Source organism: Paenibacillus sp. FSL H3-0457 (assembly GCF_037981725.1).
Taxonomy (GTDB): Bacteria; Bacillota; Bacilli; order Paenibacillales; family Paenibacillaceae; genus Paenibacillus; species Paenibacillus amylolyticus.
The window spans coordinates 5,025,902-5,047,872 of sequence record NZ_CP150283.1 but is presented as its reverse complement, the minus strand read 5'-3'; the positions used below and the strand labels follow the sequence as shown (position 1 = coordinate 5,047,872).

At 45.8% G+C, this 21,971-nt stretch carries 20 protein-coding genes; 15 read left to right on the top strand and 5 right to left on the bottom strand.

Annotated elements, in window-relative coordinates; translation table 11 throughout:
* Positions 1 to 81: 81 nt before the first annotated feature.
* Positions 82 to 843 carry a LuxR C-terminal-related transcriptional regulator gene (locus tag MHH25_RS22270; RefSeq protein WP_036617354.1) on the bottom strand — a complete coding sequence of 254 codons (762 nt, stop codon included), beginning with the start codon at positions 841 to 843 and terminating at the stop codon, positions 82 to 84.
* A gap of 26 nt (positions 844 to 869) precedes the next feature.
* Positions 870 to 1,934: a suppressor of fused domain protein gene (locus MHH25_RS22265; RefSeq protein WP_340018099.1), complete on the bottom strand. Its 1,065-nt coding sequence runs from the start codon at positions 1,932 to 1,934 to the stop codon at positions 870 to 872.
* Between the two features lie 595 nt (positions 1,935 to 2,529).
* Here MHH25_RS22265 and MHH25_RS22260 point away from each other — a divergent pair.
* The 5 genes from MHH25_RS22260 (at position 2,530) to MHH25_RS22240 (ending at position 10,402) form a co-directional block, all read left to right on the top strand.
* Positions 2,530 to 3,987: a glycoside hydrolase family 1 protein gene (locus MHH25_RS22260; RefSeq protein WP_340018098.1), complete on the top strand. Its 1,458-nt coding sequence runs from the start codon at positions 2,530 to 2,532 to the stop codon at positions 3,985 to 3,987.
* A gap of 135 nt (positions 3,988 to 4,122) precedes the next feature.
* Entirely contained in the window at positions 4,123 to 5,805 is a 1,683-nt protein-coding gene (locus tag MHH25_RS22255) for an S-layer homology domain-containing protein (protein WP_340018097.1), read from the top strand.
* 42 nt (positions 5,806 to 5,847) lie between these two features.
* Complete coding sequence (locus MHH25_RS22250; protein WP_200868526.1) at positions 5,848 to 7,278, top strand: glycoside hydrolase family 1 protein; 1,431 nt, start codon at positions 5,848 to 5,850, stop codon at positions 7,276 to 7,278.
* A 233-nt stretch (positions 7,279 to 7,511) separates the two neighbouring features.
* On the top strand, positions 7,512 to 8,363 hold the full coding sequence (locus MHH25_RS22245; protein ID WP_036617363.1) for a PRD domain-containing protein: 852 nt from the start codon (positions 7,512 to 7,514) through the stop codon (positions 8,361 to 8,363).
* Between the two features lie 128 nt (positions 8,364 to 8,491).
* The gene (locus MHH25_RS22240) at positions 8,492 to 10,402 is read left to right on the top strand and encodes a beta-glucoside-specific PTS transporter subunit IIABC (protein ID WP_340018096.1); all 1,911 of its coding nucleotides are present in this window, start codon (positions 8,492 to 8,494) and stop codon (positions 10,400 to 10,402) included.
* 71 nt (positions 10,403 to 10,473) lie between these two features.
* On the opposite strand, the gene MHH25_RS22235 is transcribed toward MHH25_RS22240, so the two are convergent.
* Positions 10,474 to 11,376 carry a LysR family transcriptional regulator gene (locus MHH25_RS22235; protein ID WP_076252800.1) on the bottom strand — a complete coding sequence of 301 codons (903 nt, stop codon included), beginning with the start codon at positions 11,374 to 11,376 and terminating at the stop codon, positions 10,474 to 10,476.
* Between the two features lie 195 nt (positions 11,377 to 11,571).
* On the opposite strand from MHH25_RS22235, the gene MHH25_RS22230 reads away from it, so the two are divergent.
* Both MHH25_RS22230 and MHH25_RS22225 read left to right on the top strand, forming a co-directional pair.
* Positions 11,572 to 12,159: an ankyrin repeat domain-containing protein gene (locus tag MHH25_RS22230; RefSeq protein WP_340018095.1), complete on the top strand. Its 588-nt coding sequence runs from the start codon at positions 11,572 to 11,574 to the stop codon at positions 12,157 to 12,159.
* A 49-nt stretch (positions 12,160 to 12,208) separates the two neighbouring features.
* Complete coding sequence (locus MHH25_RS22225; RefSeq protein ID WP_340018093.1) at positions 12,209 to 13,552, top strand: uracil/xanthine transporter; 1,344 nt, start codon at positions 12,209 to 12,211, stop codon at positions 13,550 to 13,552.
* A 75-nt stretch (positions 13,553 to 13,627) separates the two neighbouring features.
* Here the strand turns inward: MHH25_RS22225 and MHH25_RS22220 are convergent, their stop codons facing one another.
* Complete coding sequence (locus MHH25_RS22220; protein ID WP_036617371.1) at positions 13,628 to 14,005, bottom strand: PilZ domain-containing protein; 378 nt, start codon at positions 14,003 to 14,005, stop codon at positions 13,628 to 13,630.
* A gap of 188 nt (positions 14,006 to 14,193) precedes the next feature.
* On the opposite strand from MHH25_RS22220, the gene MHH25_RS22215 reads away from it, so the two are divergent.
* The 7 genes from MHH25_RS22215 (at position 14,194) to MHH25_RS22185 (ending at position 18,674) form a co-directional block, all read left to right on the top strand.
* Positions 14,194 to 14,658, top strand: coding sequence for a DUF6386 family protein (locus MHH25_RS22215; RefSeq protein WP_340018091.1), 465 nt, complete (start codon positions 14,194 to 14,196; stop codon positions 14,656 to 14,658).
* A gap of 28 nt (positions 14,659 to 14,686) precedes the next feature.
* Positions 14,687 to 15,367 (top strand): hypothetical protein, encoded by a 681-nt coding sequence (locus MHH25_RS22210; RefSeq protein ID WP_340018090.1) that lies wholly within the window; start codon positions 14,687 to 14,689, stop codon positions 15,365 to 15,367.
* Between the two features lie 28 nt (positions 15,368 to 15,395).
* Positions 15,396 to 16,043, top strand: coding sequence for an SMI1/KNR4 family protein (locus MHH25_RS22205; RefSeq protein WP_340018089.1), 648 nt, complete (start codon positions 15,396 to 15,398; stop codon positions 16,041 to 16,043).
* A 14-nt stretch (positions 16,044 to 16,057) separates the two neighbouring features.
* Positions 16,058 to 16,384, top strand: a complete 327-nt coding sequence (locus tag MHH25_RS22200; protein ID WP_340018088.1) for a hypothetical protein — start codon at positions 16,058 to 16,060, stop codon at positions 16,382 to 16,384.
* 34 nt (positions 16,385 to 16,418) lie between these two features.
* On the top strand, positions 16,419 to 16,820 hold the full coding sequence (locus MHH25_RS22195; protein WP_340018086.1) for a hypothetical protein: 402 nt from the start codon (positions 16,419 to 16,421) through the stop codon (positions 16,818 to 16,820).
* A 173-nt stretch (positions 16,821 to 16,993) separates the two neighbouring features.
* Positions 16,994 to 17,542 (top strand): sigma-70 family RNA polymerase sigma factor, encoded by a 549-nt coding sequence (locus MHH25_RS22190; protein ID WP_235431599.1) that lies wholly within the window; start codon positions 16,994 to 16,996, stop codon positions 17,540 to 17,542.
* Complete coding sequence (locus MHH25_RS22185; protein ID WP_340018084.1) at positions 17,532 to 18,674, top strand: DUF4179 domain-containing protein; 1,143 nt, start codon at positions 17,532 to 17,534, stop codon at positions 18,672 to 18,674. Before MHH25_RS22190 ends, MHH25_RS22185 begins: the two co-directional genes overlap by 11 nt.
* Before the next feature lie 119 nt (positions 18,675 to 18,793).
* Here MHH25_RS22185 and MHH25_RS22180 read toward each other — a convergent pair whose 3' ends face one another.
* On the bottom strand, positions 18,794 to 20,779 hold the full coding sequence (locus MHH25_RS22180) for a beta-galactosidase (RefSeq protein ID WP_340018082.1): 1,986 nt from the start codon (positions 20,777 to 20,779) through the stop codon (positions 18,794 to 18,796).
* A 114-nt stretch (positions 20,780 to 20,893) separates the two neighbouring features.
* Between MHH25_RS22180 and MHH25_RS22175 the strand changes: the two genes are divergently transcribed.
* Positions 20,894 to 21,736 (top strand): AraC family transcriptional regulator, encoded by an 843-nt coding sequence (locus MHH25_RS22175; protein WP_340018081.1) that lies wholly within the window; start codon positions 20,894 to 20,896, stop codon positions 21,734 to 21,736.
* Positions 21,737 to 21,971: the final 235 nt, after the last annotated feature.

Here is a 21,971-nt window from a genome sequence, read left to right as displayed (position 1 = left end):
TCTCTCTCTACATGTTGCCTGCTTCCTAAATTGTAGCACAAACGTTCTCATATACTACCTATAGGAATCTATAGGGGTCTTCTATACATAAGACATTCGGCTGGCAATTGAAACAGCTTCTGTGCTGGATTGCACACCTAATTTGTTAAAAATCACTTTTTTGTGATGATTCACGGTGCATTCCTTGATCTTTAATTTCAAAGCAATGGCTTTTACCGTGAGGCCTCCGGCTATCATCTCCAGAATGGTTAACTGACGCTCGGTGAACTCCACCGCCGGTTTGTCGCACACTTCAGCAGTCTGTTGACTCTGATAACAGTTCTGCATGTACGCTGGAATTAGCTTGGCAATGGCGATCAGTTCACCTTGCATATCTGCATTAATGGTGGACACATCCAGATAACCTACATGTTGCGATCCCATGAACAGAGGTGCGGCGTAACAATGCCAGCTTTGAAAATAAGGACTTTCATGCTGCTCGGGCAGCAGCACTACAGGCTCGTTGCTGTCCATCGTTACAGATATGGCGTTAACTCCACAGCTCTGTGCAGTGAAGAACATGCCCGGACGAATGGGGGAATCTTCTACTACAGCTTTAAGATCTGAACTGTAATTCATCGAGAGGAGCACACCGTTGCTATCTGTGAGTAGAAACAGATAAGTGCCCGTTAAATTCTCTTGGATAACCGAGATACTGTTCTGGAATGCATGAATCAGGAAATGATTGATTTTACGAAGCCTGTCCAGACTGGGTTTTGGTAAATAGTCGAACGGAGCCGTTCCTGCTGCATGCGAGCAAGTCGGAGACTCTTCGTGTCGTGAGGCAAATGTAATGGCAGGCATGTTGTTTCCTCCTTGCTGCACAGTTCTCATCCAATCGTTTGAATGACGTGTCCTTCTTGGTCCTTGATTTCTGTTCTAACAATTTGAACGATAATATGATCCAATGAAGTTATCTCAAATGTCCCTTCAAACGGGCGAAGGTTCTCTGCCAGCTCATCAACAATTTGTTTGTTCACCGTCAGGGTAACTTGTCTGTCCGACTCCAATACGGCTGGATGTTCTCCTGCTTCGAACAGAATATTAGTATCCGGTCCGATCAAGGATAGAGAGGCACCTTTCGAAATTCGGCTACGAAGGATGGTGCCAACTAATACGGCTTGTTTGGCTCCAAGCTGGAGTTTGGCCGGAACCGATTTTTGCAGCAATTTTTTGCGAGGAGATTCCCAAGCCAGTTGTTGTATGAATAAAAACGCTGTGCTGGACCCGTCCTGTTCCATTCCATCCTCAACCGCTTGTATAACCGAAGGAATATCTGCGTACGAATTTCTCATCAGATCCGTCACATATTTGGGCATGAACATGGAGGAGGCAGACAGGAAGCCACGAGCATTCCAACTTTGAATCATTTCCAGTTCCCGACCTGTAATGCCAACCATCTGAATAAATTGCACTGAACCATTAGGCGTTGAGATCGCGGGTAGGTCCGGATCTTCAATAAACGAGAGAGCAGTCAGCAAAGTATCGGATTCCAGACAGATGGGGCCACTGGCGTCCATGTAATCTCCTGGCTGAAAGATATTTCCGCTGTTGAACACGTATCGTCCTACATTCTGTAACAGATTCAGCGCCCAGGCTGGCGGATCAGTCTCTGCTTCACTGCGTGTAAGACGAAAGGTGATTTCAAATCCATACCCGCTTTTGGATGCATCATGCATCTCTTTTTCATATAATTCTGAGAAACCGTAGGTAACAAAATGCCAGTGAGGCATAGGTGTGTTCACCTCATAAACGCTAATGCCATCGAGTGGATCGGGACCTCCAAGAATATATGGAAGGGCAGTGCCGTAGTGTTTTGGCTCTTGTTCCCCATACAATTCACGCATGGATTGATCAATCGCATCCCAACCGGATGTGTTTTCTTCCTGAGTCATTATTGAATCCTCCTTGACTGTTCTTTCCCCCGAAAAACATTTAAAATTAAGTCTACCTGTTACAGAAACGGATTCAAGCGGCTTAAGGATGAATTGTGTCAGATAGGACTTCGGTGTTATTAATTGCAATCCAGGGAGTGAAATTACATGAGTATGAAAGGTATCTATTTAAAGTGGGGGAGTACGCTTTTGAATGGATAGCGAAAGATATCCCGGCTTTAGGGGACCAAAGTCCCGCCGCTTACCTGGAAACGGAGGAGGGAGCGCAGGCATTAAGGGCAGCCATTATGCGTATGCCACGTTAATTTCTCCGATAAAGAGGTGTGCGAACGATCAGTTGATCCAGTGAAGTTGATTTTGCAAAATAGATATGTTACGCTTACATTACAAGAGCAAACACAACAGAATATGCAATAACATCTTTTGATGGATTGTAACTGTGAAGACAGGCAAAACCTAAACTGATGGTGAAATGAAAGCTCCTTTTTTTGGTGCTATTTTACCTTGAGTTTAGGTTTTTCTTGTTTTCTGCTCTAAATCACACCATTTTTCACCTGGAAAAACCAAAATAAATTTCGAAAAGAGGTTGTTGTTCATGACCACGGCAAAAAAAGGATTCCCCGAAAACTTCCTATGGGGCGGCGCTACAGCTGCCAATCAATTGGAGGGTGCATTCGATAAGGACGGCAAAGGCCTCTCCACAGCGGACATGATCGCTCATGTTCCCAAAGAGAAGCGTACAGGCGGACATGCTATGGAAATATCCTCTTCCCGAATCGAAGAGATCCTCTCCGGCAAATTTGAAGAACGTTTCCCGAAACGTTTTGGTATCGATTTCTACCATCACTTTAGAGAAGATATTGCATTGTTCGCTGAAATGGGCTTCAAAGTATTCCGTTTGTCCATTCACTGGGCACGTATTTTCCCGAACGGTTATGATCAAGAGCCGAATGAAGCAGGCTTGAAATTCTATGATGAAGTATTTGACGAATTGTTGAAATATGGCATCGAGCCGCTCGTTACATTGTCTCACTATGAGACACCGCTTGGCTTGACGCAAAAATATAACGGCTGGGCTGGCCGTGAAGTAATCCAGCACTATGTTCGGTATGCAGAAACGGTGTTCAACCGTTATAAAAATAAAGTGAAATACTGGCTGACGTTTAATGAAATTAACGTAATGCTGTTCAGCCCATACACTGGCGGCGGCATTCTGATCGATAAAGTGGACAACAAACTGCAAACCACTTATCAAGCGCTGCATCACCAATTTGTAGCAAGTGCATTGGTAACGAAGCTTGCTCACGAGATTATGCCTGGTTCCCAAGTGGGTTGTATGCTTGCTCGTATGGAAACTTATGCAGCAACATGTAATCCGGTAGATGTTCGTCTGGCTCAACACGAGAATCAGATTAACCTCTTCTTCACGGACATGCATGCTCGTGGTAAATACCCGAACTACATGGCTCGTTATTTTGAAGAAAACGACATCGTGATCCAAAAAGAAGCAGGCGATGACGAGATCTTGCTGAACAATACCGTTGATTTCATCTCCTTCAGCTACTACATGTCCGTAACCAAATCTGCATCTGCAGACAAGGAAGAAACATCGGGTAACCTGACTGGCGGCGTGAAAAACCCTTATCTGGAAGCATCCGACTGGGGCTGGGAGATCGATCCGATCGGTCTGCGCGTAACCTTGAACAACTTCTGGGATCGTTACCAGAAACCATTGTTCATCGTAGAAAATGGTCTGGGTGCATATGACCGTGTTGAAGAAGACGGTTCGATCCATGACTCCTATCGTGTGGATTACCTGAAAAAACACATCGAACAAATGAAAGAAGCCATCAAAGATGGCGTTGATCTGATTGGATTTACAGCATGGGGCCCGATTGACCTTGTGAGCATGTCCACTTCCGAAATGTCCAAACGTTATGGTTTCATCTACGTGGATCTGGATGACGAAGGTAACGGAACACTCAAACGTTCCAAAAAGGATTCATTCGAATGGTACAAAAACGTAATCTCCAGTAATGGTGAGCAACTGTAGTTCTCACGTTTTCTGAGCGGGCAAACCTGATATAACAGTTAGTGTTTAATGGAATTTAATGTTCCTGAGGGCCTGCTGATTAGCGTTTGTCCGCTTTTTTATGTGCTGCAAACATTACATATGGAGGGATATCTTTTGAAAAGATGGAGTATGAACACAAAAAGTATGGGATGGATGCTTGCCCTGACACTAAGTCTGAGTGTGATCTGGCCAGCAACCGTTGGTGCGGAAAGCACCCAGGTTACTCGAATCCAGGCCAATACCTATGTTGGTGATCCTGGAGAGATGGTAGAGTCCTTTGACATTACTGTAGCGAATCCGGAGAAATATCAGAATCTGAAAGCTTCAGACTTCGAAATTACTGGCAATTATGATGGCTATCCTTTAAATGAAGCGGAAGAGATCATACAAAATGAGTATGAAGATGACGGAATAAAATTGACAATTACGGATCATACCATCCATATGGCGGTAAAGCCTTTTAAATATCCAGGTGGATTTAAGTCAGCATTTGCAGTCACAAGCAAGGCGTATCCTGAACTTTCTTTTGACGATAAAAATGTAAATGTAGTCAAAACGCGTACGGTCGATGAGTTTGAAAAAGGACAATTTACAGGCAGTAATGGTGCGAACTTGTTCTATCAACTGAAACGAAGCACGTCCGAAGAACCGAAGCCGCTCATGGTATGGCTCCATGGTGGTGGCGAAGTTGGTACGGACGGGCGCAGCCATCTTACTGCAAATCGTGGAGCTGTAGTCTGGACGGAATCGGGGTATGATACTTCCGTACTGGCCGTACAGTATCCTGAGAATTACAGCTTCAAAATCTATGATAACCCGGAGCAACTGGCCCAGATGCAGGCGTACTTCGTGGCGCAGTATGAGTTGATTCAGAAGCTGGTTGCTGAAGGTGAAGTTGATCCGAATCGGATCTATCTGTCTGGTGTTTCCAGTGGCGGTGGTGGTGCCTTCCGTTTCTTGACACAATATCCCGATCTGTTTGCTGGAGCGATTATTGTAGCGGCCAAGGATACGGTAGCGGATTACACCGGATCTGTAGAAGCATTCAAAAAAGAACTGAAAGATATTGTGGATGTCCCAGTATGGATTATGCATGCCAAAAATGATCCAACCACTGACAGCCGGACAAGCTCTTTGGCTTATCAGGCTTTGACTGAGCTTGGAGCCAAGCATGTCAATATGACGCTGTATGACGATGCATACATGGATAGCCAAAGACTGTACGGTGGCATGAAGCATTGGTCATGGGTACCGGCTTTTGACAACAAAGAAGTACTTGCCGACCTGTTCCAACTAAGCAAAGGGACTTCAGGGGAACAGGATGGAGGTAACATAGAGCATGGAACAAAACCAACTGAGCCTGTGACAAGAGCGCAGATCGCCCTCGTGCTTGCCGACAAGTTAAATCTTCCTGAAGTATCCGAATCTGCTTACCCGTACACAGATTCTGCTCCTGAATGGGCTCGTCAGGCCATCGCAACAGTGACCAAGGCAGGATTGATGAAAGGTGTCAGCAATCAGATATTTGCCTCGGGAGAGGAAGTAACACGTGCACAGATGGCAGTGATCGTAGACCATATTTTGACGAGTCGCGGCTGGAATGATGCAGACGAGTCAACTGTAGTATTGTTCAAGGATTTGAATGATAAGCATTGGGCTTATGAAGCCGTTCAAAATAGTGCCAAAGCCGGTATTATGTCCGGTATGTCCAAAGATCAATTTGATTCATCGAAGTCGGTTACAGGTGCTCAGCTGGAGCTGATTCTGCAACGATTGGAACAATTGCCAACAAACTAAGTTCAATAACCAACTTAATAATGATAAATAATGAGAGGAATGATTGATATGACTACACCATTTCCGAAAGACTTCCTATGGGGCGGCGCTGTAGCAGCCAACCAACTTGAAGGAGCTTATAATACAGATGGCAAAGGTCTGTCTGTTCAAGATGTAATGCCACACGGGATTACAACGCCTAGAACGGAAGCACCTACAGAAGATAACCTGAAACTGATCGGTATCGATTTCTACAACCGCTACAAAGAGGATGTTAAACTGTTTGCTGAAATGGGCTTCAAAGTGTTCCGTACATCAATCGCTTGGTCCCGTATCTTCCCTAAAGGTGATGAATTGGAGCCAAATGAGAAGGGTCTGCAATTCTACGATGACCTGTTCGATGAGTGCCACAAATACGGGATTGAACCACTCGTAACGATCTCTCACTATGAGACACCGCTGCATTTGTCCAAAACATATGATGGCTGGGTTAACCGTAAAATGATCGATTTCTACGAGCGTTATGTAACAGTTCTTTTCAACCGTTTCAAAGGCAAAGTTAAATACTGGCTGACGTTCAACGAAATCAACTCCATTCTGGAAGAGCCATTCATGAGTGGCGGCATCTATACGCCAAAAGCAGAACTGTCCAAACAGGATCTGTACCAAGCGATCCATCATGAATTGGTAGCCAGTGCGTTAGCTGTAAAACTGGGACATGAAATTATGCCTGAAGCCAAAATCGGCTGTATGGTACTGAGTATGCCTACGTATCCGTTGACTCCGAATCCGGATGATGTGGTTGCAGCGATGCATGCGGAACAACGCAATGATATCTTTGCTGATATCCATGCACGTGGTTATTATCCGAAATACATTAATCGTTATTTCAAAGCGAATAATATCAATATTAAGTTTGAAGATGGCGATGCTGAAATTCTGAAGCATACCGTAGACTTTATCTCGTTCAGTTATTATGTAAGTATCTGTGAGACTGGTGATCCCGAGAAACGTATCGAAGGCAAAGGAAACCTGTTCGCAGGTGTGCAAAACCCTTATCTGAAAGCGAGTGAGTGGGGCTGGCAGATCGATCCGCAAGGACTGCGCGTAACCTTGAACAAATACTGGGACCGTTATCAAAAACCATTGTTTATTGTCGAAAATGGTCTGGGCGCAGTCGATGAGCTGATTACGGACGAAAATGGAAATAAAACGGTGAACGATGATTACCGTATTCAATACTTGAATGACCATCTGGTACAGGTTGGCGAAGCTCTTGAGGATGGCGTAGAAGTGATGGGTTATACGTCATGGGGCTGTATTGACCTGGTAAGTGCTTCAACAGCAGAGATGAAGAAACGTTATGGTTTCATCTATGTAGACCGCAACAATGACGGTTCAGGAACATTGGATCGTTACAAGAAAAAATCATTCCATTGGTACAAGGAAGTTATTAGTACAAATGGCGCAAGTCTTAAGAACAACAACGAGTAAATACTAGTTCTATAAGCATAGTTGTGCAAGCACCTTTTGATGTCACATTAACGCACATTAACCGCTTTCACAAAAACATTGTCATATGGATAATTATATGGTAAGATTGGCCTAAGGCTAATGAATACTGGATTGTTACTGTTCAATCAGGCAAAACCAGAGGCGGGGCATATTTCGTGACCTGCTTTGGTTTTGCCTTTTACTACTTTGACGGTGCAAGGTGATGTGGAGAAATGAAAATTGAGAAGGTGCTGAACAACAACGTAGTTACCGTAATTGATCCGGGAGGAAACGAACTGGTCGTTATGGGACGTGGAATTGCCTTCAAAAAGCATACTGGTGAATCGATTGACGAGAGTCTCGTCGAAAAAATATTCTCGCTTGAAAGTAAGGAAGTATCACAGAAACTCAAAACGCTTCTGTCTGATATCCCGGTTGAATATGTCGAGTGCTCGGATGAGATTATCCGTTATGCCGAGACGGTGTTAGGTGAGAAGCTGCATGAGAGCATCTACATTTCACTGACGGATCATATTCATTTTGCCATTGATCGACATCGTCAAGGATTGCAGATCCGTAACGCATTGTTCTGGGAGATCAAGCGCATGTACCGGAAGGAATATGCCATTGGACTCAAGGCGCTACAGATTATTGAGGAAACATTAGGTGTCCTGCTACCCGAAGACGAATGCGCATTCATTGCAATGCATCTGGTTAATGCCCAGATGAACGGTGAGATGAGGGAAACGATCAGTATTACGAACATCGTTAAGGACATACTTAACATCGTAAGACGTAGCTTTGTGATTGAACTTGATGAAGATTCATTGAGTTATTATCGGTTTTTAACTCATCTGAAGTTCTTTGCCCAACGTGTGTTGCAAGGAACGGCGATTGAAGATAAAGAAGTAGATAATCCGCTTCATGACTTGGTGAGCAAGCAGTATCCGGAAGCACATGCATGTGCAGTAAGGATCAGTGACTATACGCGTAAGATCTATAATCGGGTGTTGTCCAAGGAAGAAATACTGTATCTGACCATTCATATTGAACGAATTGTCAGAAATGAACAAACAATTGAATAAAGTTGGGATTGTTACTGCTAAAAAGGCAAAACCTAAACGTTGAATAATGATAAGCTTTTCTGCTTTGTCATTATTCAGTGTTTAGGTTTTTTTTTAACCTTCATTACACATAAAAGGAGCAAAACACAATGGATAAACAACAATTGTCCAAGGATATTTTGAAGCTTGTTGGTGGCGAAGAGAATATCGATCAAGTCACACACTGTATGACAAGACTCAGATTTAACCTGAATGACAACCAAAAAGCGGACAAAGCGACGCTAAAAAATACACCAGGCGTTATGGGCGTTATGGAGAACGGTGGACAGTTCCAGGTTATCATCGGTAACGATGTGCCTATCGTGTATAACGCACTCGTTGGCAACATGTCCAAATCACCAAACGCAGATAATGCAACCTCAAGCGCTTCAACTGGAGAAAAGAAAAAGAGAAATCCGATAAGTGCGTTGTTCGACTTCATCTCAGGTATGTTTACACCAATCCTGCCTGCGATTACAGGTGCAGGTATGATCAAAGGGATCGTGGCTATCCTTGTCGCACTTGGATGGTTGTCCAATACTAGTTCAACCTATATCATTTTGTCGGCAATTGGTGACGGTGCCTTCTACTTCCTGCCAATCATTCTGGCGATCAGTGCTGCACGTAAGCTGGGTAGTAATATGTATATTGCCGCGGCGCTTGCTGCGGGCATTATGCACCCGACCATTACAGCATTGCTGGCCGATGGTCATAACTCATCCTTTATGGGGATTACAGTCATAGCGGCAACGTATTCTTCTACAGTTATTCCAATTGTTCTGGCCGTTTGGATTGCTTCATATGTAGAGAAAGCCGTTGATCGTGTTATACATGCTTCACTTAAGTTACTCATTGTTCCAACAGTTACCTTGTTAATTATGGTTCCACTGACGTTGATGACAGTAGGTCCATTGGGTACGGTTCTTGGTAATGGTTTGTCCGGTGGTATTTCATGGTTGTTCGATAACATGTCCATCTTCGCAAGTATCCTGATTGGTGGTACGATGTCACTGCTGATCATTACAGGTATGCACTATGCGTTGCTGCCAATCGTTGTTGGTTCAATGACAACACTGGGTTACGACTTTATTATTCCACTGATGTTTGCAGCTAACTTGGCACAAGGTGGTGCAGCATTTGGTGTAGGTCTCAGATCGAGAAATAGCAAAACCAAATCCCTGGCCTATTCCACAGGTCTTACGGCTATTATGGGGATCACGGAACCAGCGATGTATGGTATCAACATGAAGTTCAAAAAACCATTTATCGCAGCTCTCAGCGGGGGTGCTATTGCTGGTGCATTCATGGGAATCTTCAATGTTAAATCGTATGTTATTACAGGACTTGCAGGTCTGCCGAGTATTGCGGCATTTGTCAGTCCAGCAATTAGCACATTGATTTATGCTTTGGTTGGTGGTTTGATTGCCATCGTAGCGGCAGCAATCATTACGTATATCTTGGGCTTCCAAGAAGAAAATGCATCGGAGCCAGTAGCTGCACCAGCAGCTGTGCCGGCAACACCAGCAGCAACAACTTCTGCTGCTGTAACTGAAGAAGCAAAAGCGCAAGATGAGCAAGTATTCAGCCCGATCACAGGTGAAGTTAAACCGCTGAGCGAAGTTCCAGACCCTGCGTTCTCTGAAGAGATTATGGGTAAAGGATTCGCAATTCAACCATCTGAAGGCCGCGTCGTATCTCCGATCAACGGAACCGTGTTCTCGTTATCGAAGAGTGGACATGCCATTGGTCTGGTAAGTGATACAGGCGCAGAAATGTTGATTCATATCGGGATTGATACCGTGAAGTTGAAAGGTCAATTCTTCTCTCCTAAAGTTCAAGCAGGTGCGAAGGTTGCTGTAGGTGATGTACTGATGGAGTTTGACCGGGAACAGATCGAAAAAGCCGGTTACACAACGATTACACCAGTCATTATTACAAATATGCATCAGTATGAGTCGATTGAGTCTGCTGGTCGCACTACGATCAAAGAAAAAGACTTGTTGTTCACAGCTAAAGCTTAACCATAAAAATGAAACAGCAGCTTCACTGGAATGTAATCCGGTAAAGCTGCTGTTTTTTTGCTTATAGCCTTTTACACGGGAAGCATACCCTGCACCAGTTGCACAAAGTGTTGTGCAGGCTTGGACAGATAACGGTTCTGCAGCCAGACCAGCGCCGAACCGACCGTGGAATGCTGATCCTGGATGCGATATACGTGGAATGGGTGCTCGTGATATAGCTGTAGTACCGTGTGAGGCACGATGGAACTGGCGAAGCCGAGTCGGACCAGCTCGAGTAACATATTAATGTCTGAGCACTCACCCATGATGGAGGGGGTAACCTGATGCTCCCGAAACTTGTCCAAAATTAGCTCGAACATACCGAGTCCTTCTGTGCTTGGAAGCAGTAGAGGGATACCTGTAAGCTGCTCAAAATAAGTCCCCATCTCCACTCCTGGCCCCATCTCTGTCGGACTATCGAGCGGTGTTGAAGAAATGTAGAAAAGGGGTTCCTGTGGCAGATGCAGCACCTCATAACGTTCAGTCTGGACAGGCATGCGTACACAGGCAAGTTCAACTTTGCCATCTTCCAGCAATCGGCATAATTGCGCAGATTCATTTTGTTGAATTTTATAAGTAACCTGTGGGTGGGTGGTGCGAAACTGTTGCAGTGCTTGCGGGATCAGGCGATCCGATATGGTATTGATGCCGATGGCGAGTTTGCCCCGTATGCCGTGACGGAAACTTTGCATCTCCATTACAGCTTCCTCCATATATTTGGTCAAGGTAACCGCATAATCATAGAAGCTGCGACCCGCCTGCGTTAGTTCCATCATACGTCCTTTGCGTTCAAATAGAATCACGCCAAGCTCTTCTTCCATTAACTTAAGCTGCTGGCTTAGGGGTGGCTGAGCCATGTGAAGTCTTCGAGCTGCTGCTGTAATCTGTTTCTCCTCAGCAATGGCAATGAAATAGCGACATTGTTTGATATCCAAGTGGTTGTTCTCCTTCGCCTGCAATGTATATGTAATTCGTATGGAAAGGCAACAAAACATGTATTTTTAATATACTACGATCTTATGTTACCATACATTAGATTTGCATACCTGACTAACAGGGTTTGGTTTCTATATGAATATTACTGCCATATTACTGCATGAGAAAGACCTTGAATTGGAGGATAAAACAACGTGGTTAGAACAATACATGATGCTGCTCAAGCGGGCCATACCGATGAGGTCATTCGATTTATCACACAACAGGGTAACCGGTTGAACGAACGGGATACATTGGGGCGGACACCTCTGCTGGCAGCGGTGCACGGTAACAAGATAGACACGGCAAGGATGTTAGTGGACGCCGGAGCCGACATTAATCTTCGGGATGCACGATTGGACAACCTGCTGTTATACGCGAGTGCTGAGGGTATGTATGACATGGTCGAATTGGCGATTACAGCAGGTGCAGATACGAGGTTAACGAATCGTTTTGGCGGCACAGCTCTTATCCCAGCAGCGGATCGGGGCCATGTGGACATTGTGGAGCTTCTGCTGACACGCAGTGATGTGGATGTGAACCATATCAACAACCTGGGGTGGACAGCCTTGCTGGAAGCGGTCATTTTGGGAGATGGTGGGCCGCGTCACCAGCAGATTGTTGCCTTGCTTTTACAATATGGTGCAGATCCAAAGATTGCGGATCGGGACGGGATTACACCGCTTGCACATGCGAACCGGCATCGGTATACCGAGATGGAACGACTATTAACCCAAGTCTGAAAAGGCTATACATTTATGATACAGAACAGTGAAAGGATATTCCAAACGAATGAACAGACATCAAGAGCATTTTTTACAAAAGAATATGAAGGACGTATCTTCACTGATTTTGGCAGGTATACAGTGGTTTTTCTTCCTGTTTACCAATACCGTTGTTGTTCCGCTATCCATTGGACATAATTTTCATCTGTCTCCGGATGCCATCGCTGCCTCCATGCAGCACGCATTTATCCTTACCGGAGCAGTGTGTATTCTTCAAGCCGTATTTGGTCATCGATATGCGATTATGGATGGTCCGTCAGGGTTATGGTGGGGATTGACGCTAAGTTTGACGGTATCTGCTTCATCGGCCGGTATGAGTCTGGAGCGTATTGGCGGTGGACTGGCTACAGGTTTTCTGTTAGCGGGATTAACGATGGTGATTCTGGGCTGGCTGGGAGCGGCGCAAGTGCTGCAAAAGCTGTTTACACCCATGGTGAAGAGTGCCATGTTGTTTCTAATGACGATTCAATTAACCATGAATTTTTTCAAAGGTATGATTGGATATACGGAGTTTGGCCGCTTCAATCTGCCTGTTGCCGCATTGTCTGTTGTCATTGCATTTTTGGTGGCATGGATTCAATTAAAGGGTAGGGGGAAACTGGGGAACTACGCGATCCTGATTGGGATTGTGGCAGGCTGGATCGCTTATAGTCTATTGTTTCCTGGACAACATAGCGGACAGCCGAATCAGGCCCCGGCTGGTCTCGAACTGTTTCCGTGGGGAGCGCCCAGATGGGAACCGGGTATTGTCATTACTGCATTTTTCGTGGGACTGGTGAACATGACGAATTCGATCACCACATTAAGCACAGTTGAGAAACTATACCGGACAGAAACAACAAGTCGTCAGTATAGGCATTCCTATGCGCTAACGGGTCTGTTCACGATGTTGTCAGCCTGTGTAGGTGTGCTGCCCTTTGGTTTATTTGCATCATCGATCGGGTTCCTGGAGAGTACTCGCATTCTGCGTCGTGCTGCCTTGATTATTGGAGCGGGGATGTTATGTGTGATAGGTCTTACACCTTCAGTGACAGCATTTTTTGCACAAATACCACCAAGCGTCGGCAGTGCGGTTTTGTTCGTGGCTTATCTTCAGATGTTTGGCACGGCACTTAGAACGCTTGAAGGTACGACGTTTAATTCTAAAACGATCTATCGTGTAGCGTTGCCGGTCCTCACGGGAGTTGCGGTCATGAATATTCCTGCGGAGGCCTTTCAAACTTTGCCCATGTACCTCATTCCGATCATAAGTAATGGTCTCGTCATAGGGGTATTGGTTTCACTGGTTCTTGAAAAAACCGTGAACTGGTCCAAAATGGAACAACCAGCGACAGTTAGTAAAGCGGCATAAAGAGTTTCATCTTGCGACAGTCCAATTTGATTGGGCTGTTTTTTTGTTTTTGTTACAGGTTTTAAGGCTATTTAACTATTTCACAATGATTTTGCCTTGTCCTGCAAGCATTCGCATCTCTCTAGAGAGACGGTCCTGGTTCCCATCCTGCATTTCGAGTTGAACCCCATAGTGCCATGAGGTATTTTTTTCTTGACCCCAGCGGAGAGTGCCTTCCATATATAGAGGGTCTTCAAAAAGCAGCATATTCATTCCAATCCGAATATCGTTATTCTCTACAGGAAGGGATAGCGGAAATGACAGCTGACAGCCGGATCGACTGATGTCACAGAGTTCAGCCTGAATGGGCTTGGCTGGTGCGTTAACCCCGTTGATGCTGAGAATATAGATCTCAAAGTGGATCGGTTCCTTCAATGTGTATCGAAAGGGTTCTTTTCTATTGTTAATTGACATGGCTTGGCTTCCTCCATCAGGTTCAAAAAAAGTCAGTTATGCTTATATCGACCATTTGGAGCGAGAAATGAAGAGTTGCGCAAGCAGAGATGGTCCGTGGGTTCCTTTTACACGTGTATCAGGCTTGATATAATGATGGAATATATTTCTGAGGTCAGACTTGGATCAGACAGAAGGGACGGGTGAATATGAGAGGAACATTTCAAATGGTTACAGATACGGCAACATTGTGCCTGTATGATCTGGCAGCGTTAAAACATCGGCTTGAGGATACTTCGGACTGGTGGTCCATTCCAGTGGATGAGCTGGCTGAGGTGAATGCAGGTCATTGTCTGTTCTTGAATCTGGGTGCGGATGGAGTGTATGAGGTGGAATGGAGCCTGGAGGATGTGGAGGAGGATTCAGATCCAGATCACGCAGCGGAACGGGAAAAGGTGTATCATCTGCAAGTTCCGTCTGGGCACTATCTGGGAGCGGCGGATGATGTCACTGGCGGTGAATTGGAGCCGGATGAGACGTGTGAAGGGGTTCTGTTTCAGTTAAAGCCGGGAAATTATGCGTGTATCGTCTCCAGAGAAGCCAGTCGGATCACCATTGTCATGACACCAAGTATTCAGGGAAATAACACGCTGGATGAATTAATCCGGATATAGTGTACATATACGAACAGGAGGGATTCATATGCAGGAATGGAACGAGATAACGATGATGAATGCAGATGCCCTGCGTAAACGGATGAGAATACTCGCTGCTTTGGATATCATTTTTTCGGAGGAAGAATGGCTACGCGTTCATCATTATGAAGATAAAATTCAGCCAGGTCTGGCATGGGGAAACATCAATAACGGCGCAGGTGATCATCTGCATGTCTTGTTTACGAACTCAGGCACGTTGATCAAAGGATTTGATCATGAGTCACCCTTGAGCCCACATGCTCGTGAGGACGGAGAAATCTATCCGGGCATGTACGATGAAGTGCCGGAGGCCTTGATGGCTGTACTGCGAGATCAGGAGGAAACATTGGATCTGGAGGATGTGACCTTTTGCCTATGGCAGGAAGGGAACGACTTGCCATGGAAGGTTGGTAACTGGATTCAGCTGGCGATGGCCGAGGAAGACAAAGTGGACGCCAGAGGTGGCGCAGAATTTTTGCTGGGATATTTGGAAAAAAACTCGGATGATTACGCTGATTGGGCCAAAGGGTACTATGACTTGCCGGATCTGCCGTTGGAAGCCGTAGCTGAAGTATATGAAGGAAAACCGGTGACCGCCAGACTGATTAAGCAGTTGTGTCCTGAGCGAGATGTGGCAGCCACACTGGGTGAGTTGCAGCAACGCGGGTACCCCGTCGAACAAACGTAACAGAGTAAAGAAGGGAGGTAGGGAAGCCATGTACAAAGTGCAACTGGAGCGTATGCGTGAAAAGTTGATCACTCTCCGAAGTCTGGACCCGGATCTGGAGCTGTTTGGTGCAGAAAACCATGAATATGAAATGGCACCTGTATGGACGCAGGAGGATATTACGCAATTTGAACAGAAATGGCGAATTGAGTTGCCGGAGGACTATAAGGTATGGCTTCTTCATATGGGAACGGGTGGTACAGGACCTTATTATGGTCTGGAAAACCCGGATGACGGCGTATACGCTGTGCTGGGTTATAATGATGAGCTGAACGCGATCTCGGACCCTTTCCAATTCACGGAAGCATGGAACTGGAACTATGACTGGTTCGATGATAGCAAGGAAGAAGAGGAATGGGAAGCGCTGGAACATGAATATTTTGATCCAAAATGGTCGGCAGGCATGCTGCGCATCAGTGATTTTGGCTGTGGCATCTCCATGAATCTGATTGTTAAGGGAGCCTCCTACGGAGAGATCTGGGTTGATGACCGGGCTAACCGCAATGGAATCTATCCTGATCAGTATTGGGGCAATACGAATCGATTACATTTTCTGGACTGGTACGAGTTGTGGTTGAATCGTTCGATCCATCAAATGCATGAACAAAAGCAACAATCTGGAGCGAACGAAGTCTGAAGGAGGTTGTACATATGGGCTGGGAATATGGGATTAGAGCAACGGAGCCTGCGATTTTACCTGAAGTCGTGAAGCGTTTGACAATTTCATTAAAATTTACCGAAGTGTATAGTTTGGAACACCAAGCCAACGGCTTTGTATTGAAACGTGAAGATCCTTCCTGGCCTAGAGCCCTTGAAGTGTGGATAGAAAAAGCTTCCGGGTTAGAAGAGATTGTCGATGGGGATTCGTATATCTACTGTTTGTTTCATATCTGGGGTGAAGAGGCGCGGAGCTGGATGCATCAGATGGAGCAAGAAACCAGGCGGGTTGATGGTGGTTTAATCTGGTTTGAACTCTGATGGGTAGAAGATTTGCCTGAAACAGGAGGAGCATATGGCTAAAAAATCAAAGAGAACAATTCCTGCGCTCATATATCAGTATCAAGGTCCACAGCGGAATGTGGGTTTTGTTTTATCCCCTTTATACATAGAAGAATCGGTTGAAGTAGAGATGGAAGACATGCTGTTCATATATAATGAAGACTTTGACTATATTTGTCCTGCATTGGATCGTGTATTTCCCTTAACTGACCCGCGAACTGGAGAAGAGATGAAGGTACTTGATCCCTGCTGGGATAATCCGATTACGAAGGAAGTGTGGGTGGGGATTTTATCAGAGCTGGATCAACAGGTGGTTGCAGAGCCTGAATTACGGATTTTTTTGAATCGGTTCATAGCTTGGGTGAGAAACCATCTGCAATTGGCCGACGGGATCGAAGTCACCGGCAATTTGTAAGTTAGTTGATCTTGAATTGTTCATGCTTGTGCGTAATTCAGTATACAGGCGGCCGAAGTGCTATGTAATCAAGCTCCCTCATGATGATGGCGGAGCTTTTTTTGATGAATAAAAACCGTTTGCTTCACTCACCCGTCTTATACCACAGAAAGAGAGAGAAGGAGGGATGCGGGGTGGAAACAAAAGCAGAGATAAACCAGAGGATCTATGTGCAGACCGAAGACGAGACGGCATTTGTGCAATCCATTATGGAACATCAAGATACGCTCATTTCTATTGCCTATAGCTACCTGCGTAACCGGCAAGATGCGCTGGAAGCTGTGCAGGAGATGACGTGCCGGGCTTGGATCAAACGTCGTACGCTGAATAATGAGAAGGCGTTCAAGTCGTGGATCATTCGGATTCTCATCTATGTCTGCATCGATGAACAGAGGCGCCGCAAGCGGGCGACACCTCTGGCGAAGGAGGATATGGAGGACAGCATTCCGGCATCTTGGATGATTAGTGTTGACGATAATCGAATCGCTATGGAATCTCTTTTGCAAAAGGTGAAACCGAAATATCGCCATGTACTACTGCTGAAATATTATAACGACATGACACTGACGGATATTGCCTCGATCCTTGGCAAACCAGAAGGGACGATCAAGACCTGGCAGCACAAGGGACTCCAGCAGTTGCGCAAGTTGATGAAGAACAGGAGGGATTGGCATGACCACTAACCCGGAGGAGAAAGCACTTCTTGCAGACGCATATCAGGTGAAAAGAGAGAAACAGCAGTGGAATCCGGCGGACACGACTGCTGCGATTCAACGTGGTATCGCAAAGGCCAGAACAAGACGATCAGGTAGGATCGTTCGTGTCAAATGGATTACGGCAGTGCTGGTCACGGTCCTTGCTGCAGGTTGGTTTCTTACGGGCCCGCTTGGAAACTATGGGCAACAACCGGCAACATATACTGAGCCTGTCACCCATTGGGGTGTACTAGAGCCCTTTCGTGGCCTGCTAACTTCGGATATGGATAGTGCCACGATTACTTCAACGCTAAATCATGATTATGTGCAACTCGTGGATCGGACGGTTACATCGGGCATATATCAGTTTACCGTGAATGCGGTTCTGGCAGATGAGAACAGGATAACGGTATTGTATACCGCCAGAACGGATGCTTCGCAAGAGATTTATTCGATAGTCAATACCAAGATGACGGATGCAAGAACAGGTTATGTCCTTGATAACGGAAATATAGGAGGTATGCATTTTTCGAAGGATAAGCATACCATTTATGGCCGGAATACAATTGAGCGTAATCGAAATAAACCGCTCCCTGAGCAAGTGAATCTTCAGTTCCAGCTTTCTTCCGTTGTTCCAGATGTGGTGGGAAATTCAGAAAAAGGGGAAAAGGAACGGAAATATAAATATTCCAAAAAAATGAATCTTTCTTTTGCACTGGATCCCAAATTCTCTATCCCCAAAACGGAAATCATCAACGTTAATCGGACCTTTACCGTTGGAGGTTATGAGGTCATGTTGTCCGAAGTTGAGGTATCTCCTCTTGTAACTCGGGTTAGGCTTGTTTATGAGCCGGATCAAGAGATCGATTACAAAACGAAGTTGCTGATCAGTGAGGTCGTTCAGCCTATCGAGATTGTAACCACCTCTAAAGACGGGAAGCAGACCAACTTATCCACGATATTTGGAAGCGGATCGGAAGATGGAATGATGTATACTTTCAGCAGCAATCTGCTGGACAATCCGGAATCGATGGTATTAAAACTTCGTGGGAAAACTGGTAAGGTCTATGATGATTTGCAGGAAGCCAAGAATGATGAACTGGAAATCAAAATCAAATAAGATGAACTAACTGGCAATACTCTTATTCAGATTAGGTGTTAGTGAAAGCAAAGAAGGGATGTCCCTCAAGGTCGTAAGCCTTGTGAGACATCCCTTTTTAAATATGAAAACGGCTGATCTTATACAGTTAAAATATCTACTCCCAGAGCTGGAAGGGTCAACTTCTGATCCAACCTCTCGCTGGTCAACAAGCTGCGATAAGGAACGTCCAGCGTAATCTCTCGTTGCTCATTCGTCAAATTGATCAGAAACAGGAAGTTTTGCTCCCCCTTCGTTCGAATCGACAGCTCGACACCTTCCGGCAACTGGATTTTGGGCGCCAAATCCTTTTCCTTCAATATGCCTTCAAACAACTGATAGAAATACGATGGCTCCGGCCAAGTGCCGACATAATACACTTCACCTTCACCAAACTTATTGATAGTAACCGCCGGTACACCCTCGTAAAAGTCGTTGTCAAACCAGGCGATCGGCTCTGCACCTCGCAGTTCCAGTAGATCACACCATTGCTTCGCAGCGAAAGTCTTGCCCTCCGCGTTCCGTATCCGATGCTCACTGTTGCCGATGGCATCATATTCACTTACGACAACACCCGCCGCTTCACCCAGTAGCCCCGGCAGAGGCAGCATCTCACATACATTCCTCATGTTCTTCACGCCAGTCCGATTGGTAAGGACAACCGTACCACCCTTGGCTGCGAATCGTTCCAGCCGCTGTGCTACTTCTTCACTTAACAGGAAGAGGGAAGGGACAATGACCAGCTTGTACCCATCGAGCTCCTCAGTCCAGTTGATAACGTCTGTACCGACGCCCATTTTCAGAAATGCATTATGCATAGAGGACAAGTTGTCTAAGTAGTGCATTCCCCCTTCCGCCTGCGGCTGAAGGGAAAGCGCTGTGTGCTGATCATGCGAATGCAGAATAGCAACCTGGGTAACAATGGTTGAGTCGGCCAAGAGTTCTCCTAACTGGTTCACCTCGCGAGTAAGCTCCGCGAACTCCCTGAACCTGCGTCCAGAAACATTGCTGTGGTCGATCAGCCCATGCCAGAACTGTTCCGCTCCGACGGTAGCACTCCGCCAGCGGAAATGGACAACCATATCCGCACCGCGAGCGATTGTCTGCCAGGAGCGAGCTCGGATCAGTCCAGGATAGGGCGTGCGCTGAATCGGCATCCAGGCGCCCTGTGCCCCGCTGAGTTGTTCCATTACCCAGAAATTCCGGCGTTTGATGCCGCGAACCAAGTCCAGCGTAAGCGCTCCGTTCCTCGGAAACCGATCGCCATAATCGCGATACAGCTCATTCGGATAATAATCAACAGAGACGAAGTCCAATTCGTTGTGCATATCATAATAGTCCAGGCTATTCGGATATTGCCACATGTTATGCGTCACAAATTGGCCTGGACAGTTACGGCGTAAAATCTCAAGCTGCCATCCCAGCAGATAGCCTACGCTGTCAGAACAAAATCGCTTGTACTCCAGAAGATAGGAAGGATTCATCGGTTTGCTGGCACCGAGTGGCGTTGTTACCTCAGCCCAGCTGCTGTACTCACCACTCCAGACGACCGTACCCCACTCCCGGTTCAACTCCTCCAGATTGGAATAACGCTTTTGCAGCCAAGCGACAAACGAACGATTACATGTATCACAATGGCATTCCTGGTAGTGCATCTCGTTATCGATTTGCCAGCCAATAACGGCGGGATGCTTACCGTAGCGCTGTGATATCGCTTCCACAAATTTGGAGCCCAGCATTCTCAAGGAAGGGCTGTTGTTGCAACGATGTCCACGCACACCTGGCCGAATGATGTGGCGTTGTTCATCCATGGGTAGCACATCCGGATAACGGGTTGTCATCCAGTTTGGCGGGGTATTGGTGGGAGTGCATAACACAATTTCCATACCACGCGAAGCGAATACTTCTATAGCCGCATCCAGCCATTCAAACTGATAATTCCCCTCAGTCGGTTCCATTCGGCTCCAGGCGAACTCCGCCATTCGCACAACTGCAACCCCTGTCTGTTGCATAAGTATGGCATCTTTCTCCCATAACTCCGGGGTCCATTGCTCTGGATAATAATCAATTCCGATCTTAATTGTCATCCTGTGATCTCCTTTATTTATCAATATATTGCGATTATATGTTATATTAATTCGAGTGAATATCTTAAATAATTAATATGATATAACAATATTAAGATTAGGAGAGTTAGCCGTATGCCTCATCCCAATCGTAATTTTCCGGTGTTATCTTCCCGAGACAAGCTGCTCCCTTTTTTTTTACTTGGCATCGGCCTGCATCATGAACAGGAGCATATCCGCCGAGACCAAGGCATTGAGGATTATCAGTGGATACAATGCCGCAGCGGTGTGGGTAAGCTCAAGCTCAGTGAAACGGAACATATTGTTAAGCCAGGTATGGGCATGCTGTTATTCCCTGGACAGAAGCACGAATACTATGCGCTATCCGGCAGTTGGGAAGTCGACTGGATCATTTTCGATGGCAACGGGACAGCAAGCTTGTTTGAAACCGTTGGCATTGTCGACACATGCGTATACACGCTTGCACAACCTGAATACCTTCTATCCCGAATGCGGGAGTTGCTGCAAGCTGCCTTAACACCACAAGAGCAGACATTAAGCAATTACGCCTGCTCCGCCATTCTCTATACCTTATTGACAGAGATTATTCAACGCGTATCTGTTGAGGGCAGCGATACGGTCGGGCAGCAGTATGAGCGATTAAAACCGGTTCTGGACTATATTGAACAGCATTATGCTGAAGAGATCACTTTGCCAACGCTGGCTGGATTGATCTGTGTCACACCAGAATATTTCTGTCATTTGTTTAAGAAAACGACAGGTATTCGTCCCATCAGCTATGTTAATCAGGTAAGAGTCAACAAAAGCAAGGAACTGCTGCTCGATAATGTGCAACGCGGGATGGAGGATATCGCTCGTCAAGTCGGTTTCGAATCGACCAGCTATTATGGAGCCATCTTCAAGAAGCTGGAACGAATCACACCTGGCGCCTTCCGCCGCAACTATCAGAAGTCGTGACATATTATTATCCGCAAGCGAATAAGTTTTCGTCAGAGGCTTTAGGAACTGATCCGAGGGCAGACCAGTTCCAAGTTGTATCACATAGTACTCGTTAATAGAGCCGCTAATTAGCGGCTCTATTTTGTGTGAACGAATGGCCTGGTTTTATGTTTTTTCACTATATCTGATCTGCTGTTGCATAAAAATGATAATTGTTGTCTTTTTGCAATTTTTGTATTGTCACAGCCAAAGT

Coding starts and splice junctions, on each gene's coding strand:
- MHH25_RS22260 (WP_340018098.1), top strand. CDS start 2,530: ATGACCACGGCAAAAAAAGGATTCCCCGAAAACTTCCTATGGGGCGGC.
- MHH25_RS22220 (WP_036617371.1), bottom strand. CDS start 14,005: ATGTCAATTAACAATAGAAAAGAACCCTTTCGATACACATTGAAGGAA.
- MHH25_RS22240 (WP_340018096.1), top strand. CDS start 8,492: ATGGATAAACAACAATTGTCCAAGGATATTTTGAAGCTTGTTGGTGGC.
- MHH25_RS22215 (WP_340018091.1), top strand. CDS start 14,194: ATGAGAGGAACATTTCAAATGGTTACAGATACGGCAACATTGTGCCTG.
- MHH25_RS22195 (WP_340018086.1), top strand. CDS start 16,419: ATGGCTAAAAAATCAAAGAGAACAATTCCTGCGCTCATATATCAGTAT.
- MHH25_RS22205 (WP_340018089.1), top strand. CDS start 15,396: ATGTACAAAGTGCAACTGGAGCGTATGCGTGAAAAGTTGATCACTCTC.
- MHH25_RS22265 (WP_340018099.1), bottom strand. CDS start 1,934: ATGACTCAGGAAGAAAACACATCCGGTTGGGATGCGATTGATCAATCC.
- MHH25_RS22185 (WP_340018084.1), top strand. CDS start 17,532: ATGACCACTAACCCGGAGGAGAAAGCACTTCTTGCAGACGCATATCAG.
- MHH25_RS22180 (WP_340018082.1), bottom strand. CDS start 20,779: ATGACAATTAAGATCGGAATTGATTATTATCCAGAGCAATGGACCCCG.
- MHH25_RS22175 (WP_340018081.1), top strand. CDS start 20,894: ATGCCTCATCCCAATCGTAATTTTCCGGTGTTATCTTCCCGAGACAAG.
- MHH25_RS22210 (WP_340018090.1), top strand. CDS start 14,687: ATGCAGGAATGGAACGAGATAACGATGATGAATGCAGATGCCCTGCGT.
- MHH25_RS22200 (WP_340018088.1), top strand. CDS start 16,058: ATGGGCTGGGAATATGGGATTAGAGCAACGGAGCCTGCGATTTTACCT.
- MHH25_RS22270 (WP_036617354.1), bottom strand. CDS start 843: ATGCCTGCCATTACATTTGCCTCACGACACGAAGAGTCTCCGACTTGC.
- MHH25_RS22245 (WP_036617363.1), top strand. CDS start 7,512: ATGAAAATTGAGAAGGTGCTGAACAACAACGTAGTTACCGTAATTGAT.
- MHH25_RS22225 (WP_340018093.1), top strand. CDS start 12,209: ATGAACAGACATCAAGAGCATTTTTTACAAAAGAATATGAAGGACGTA.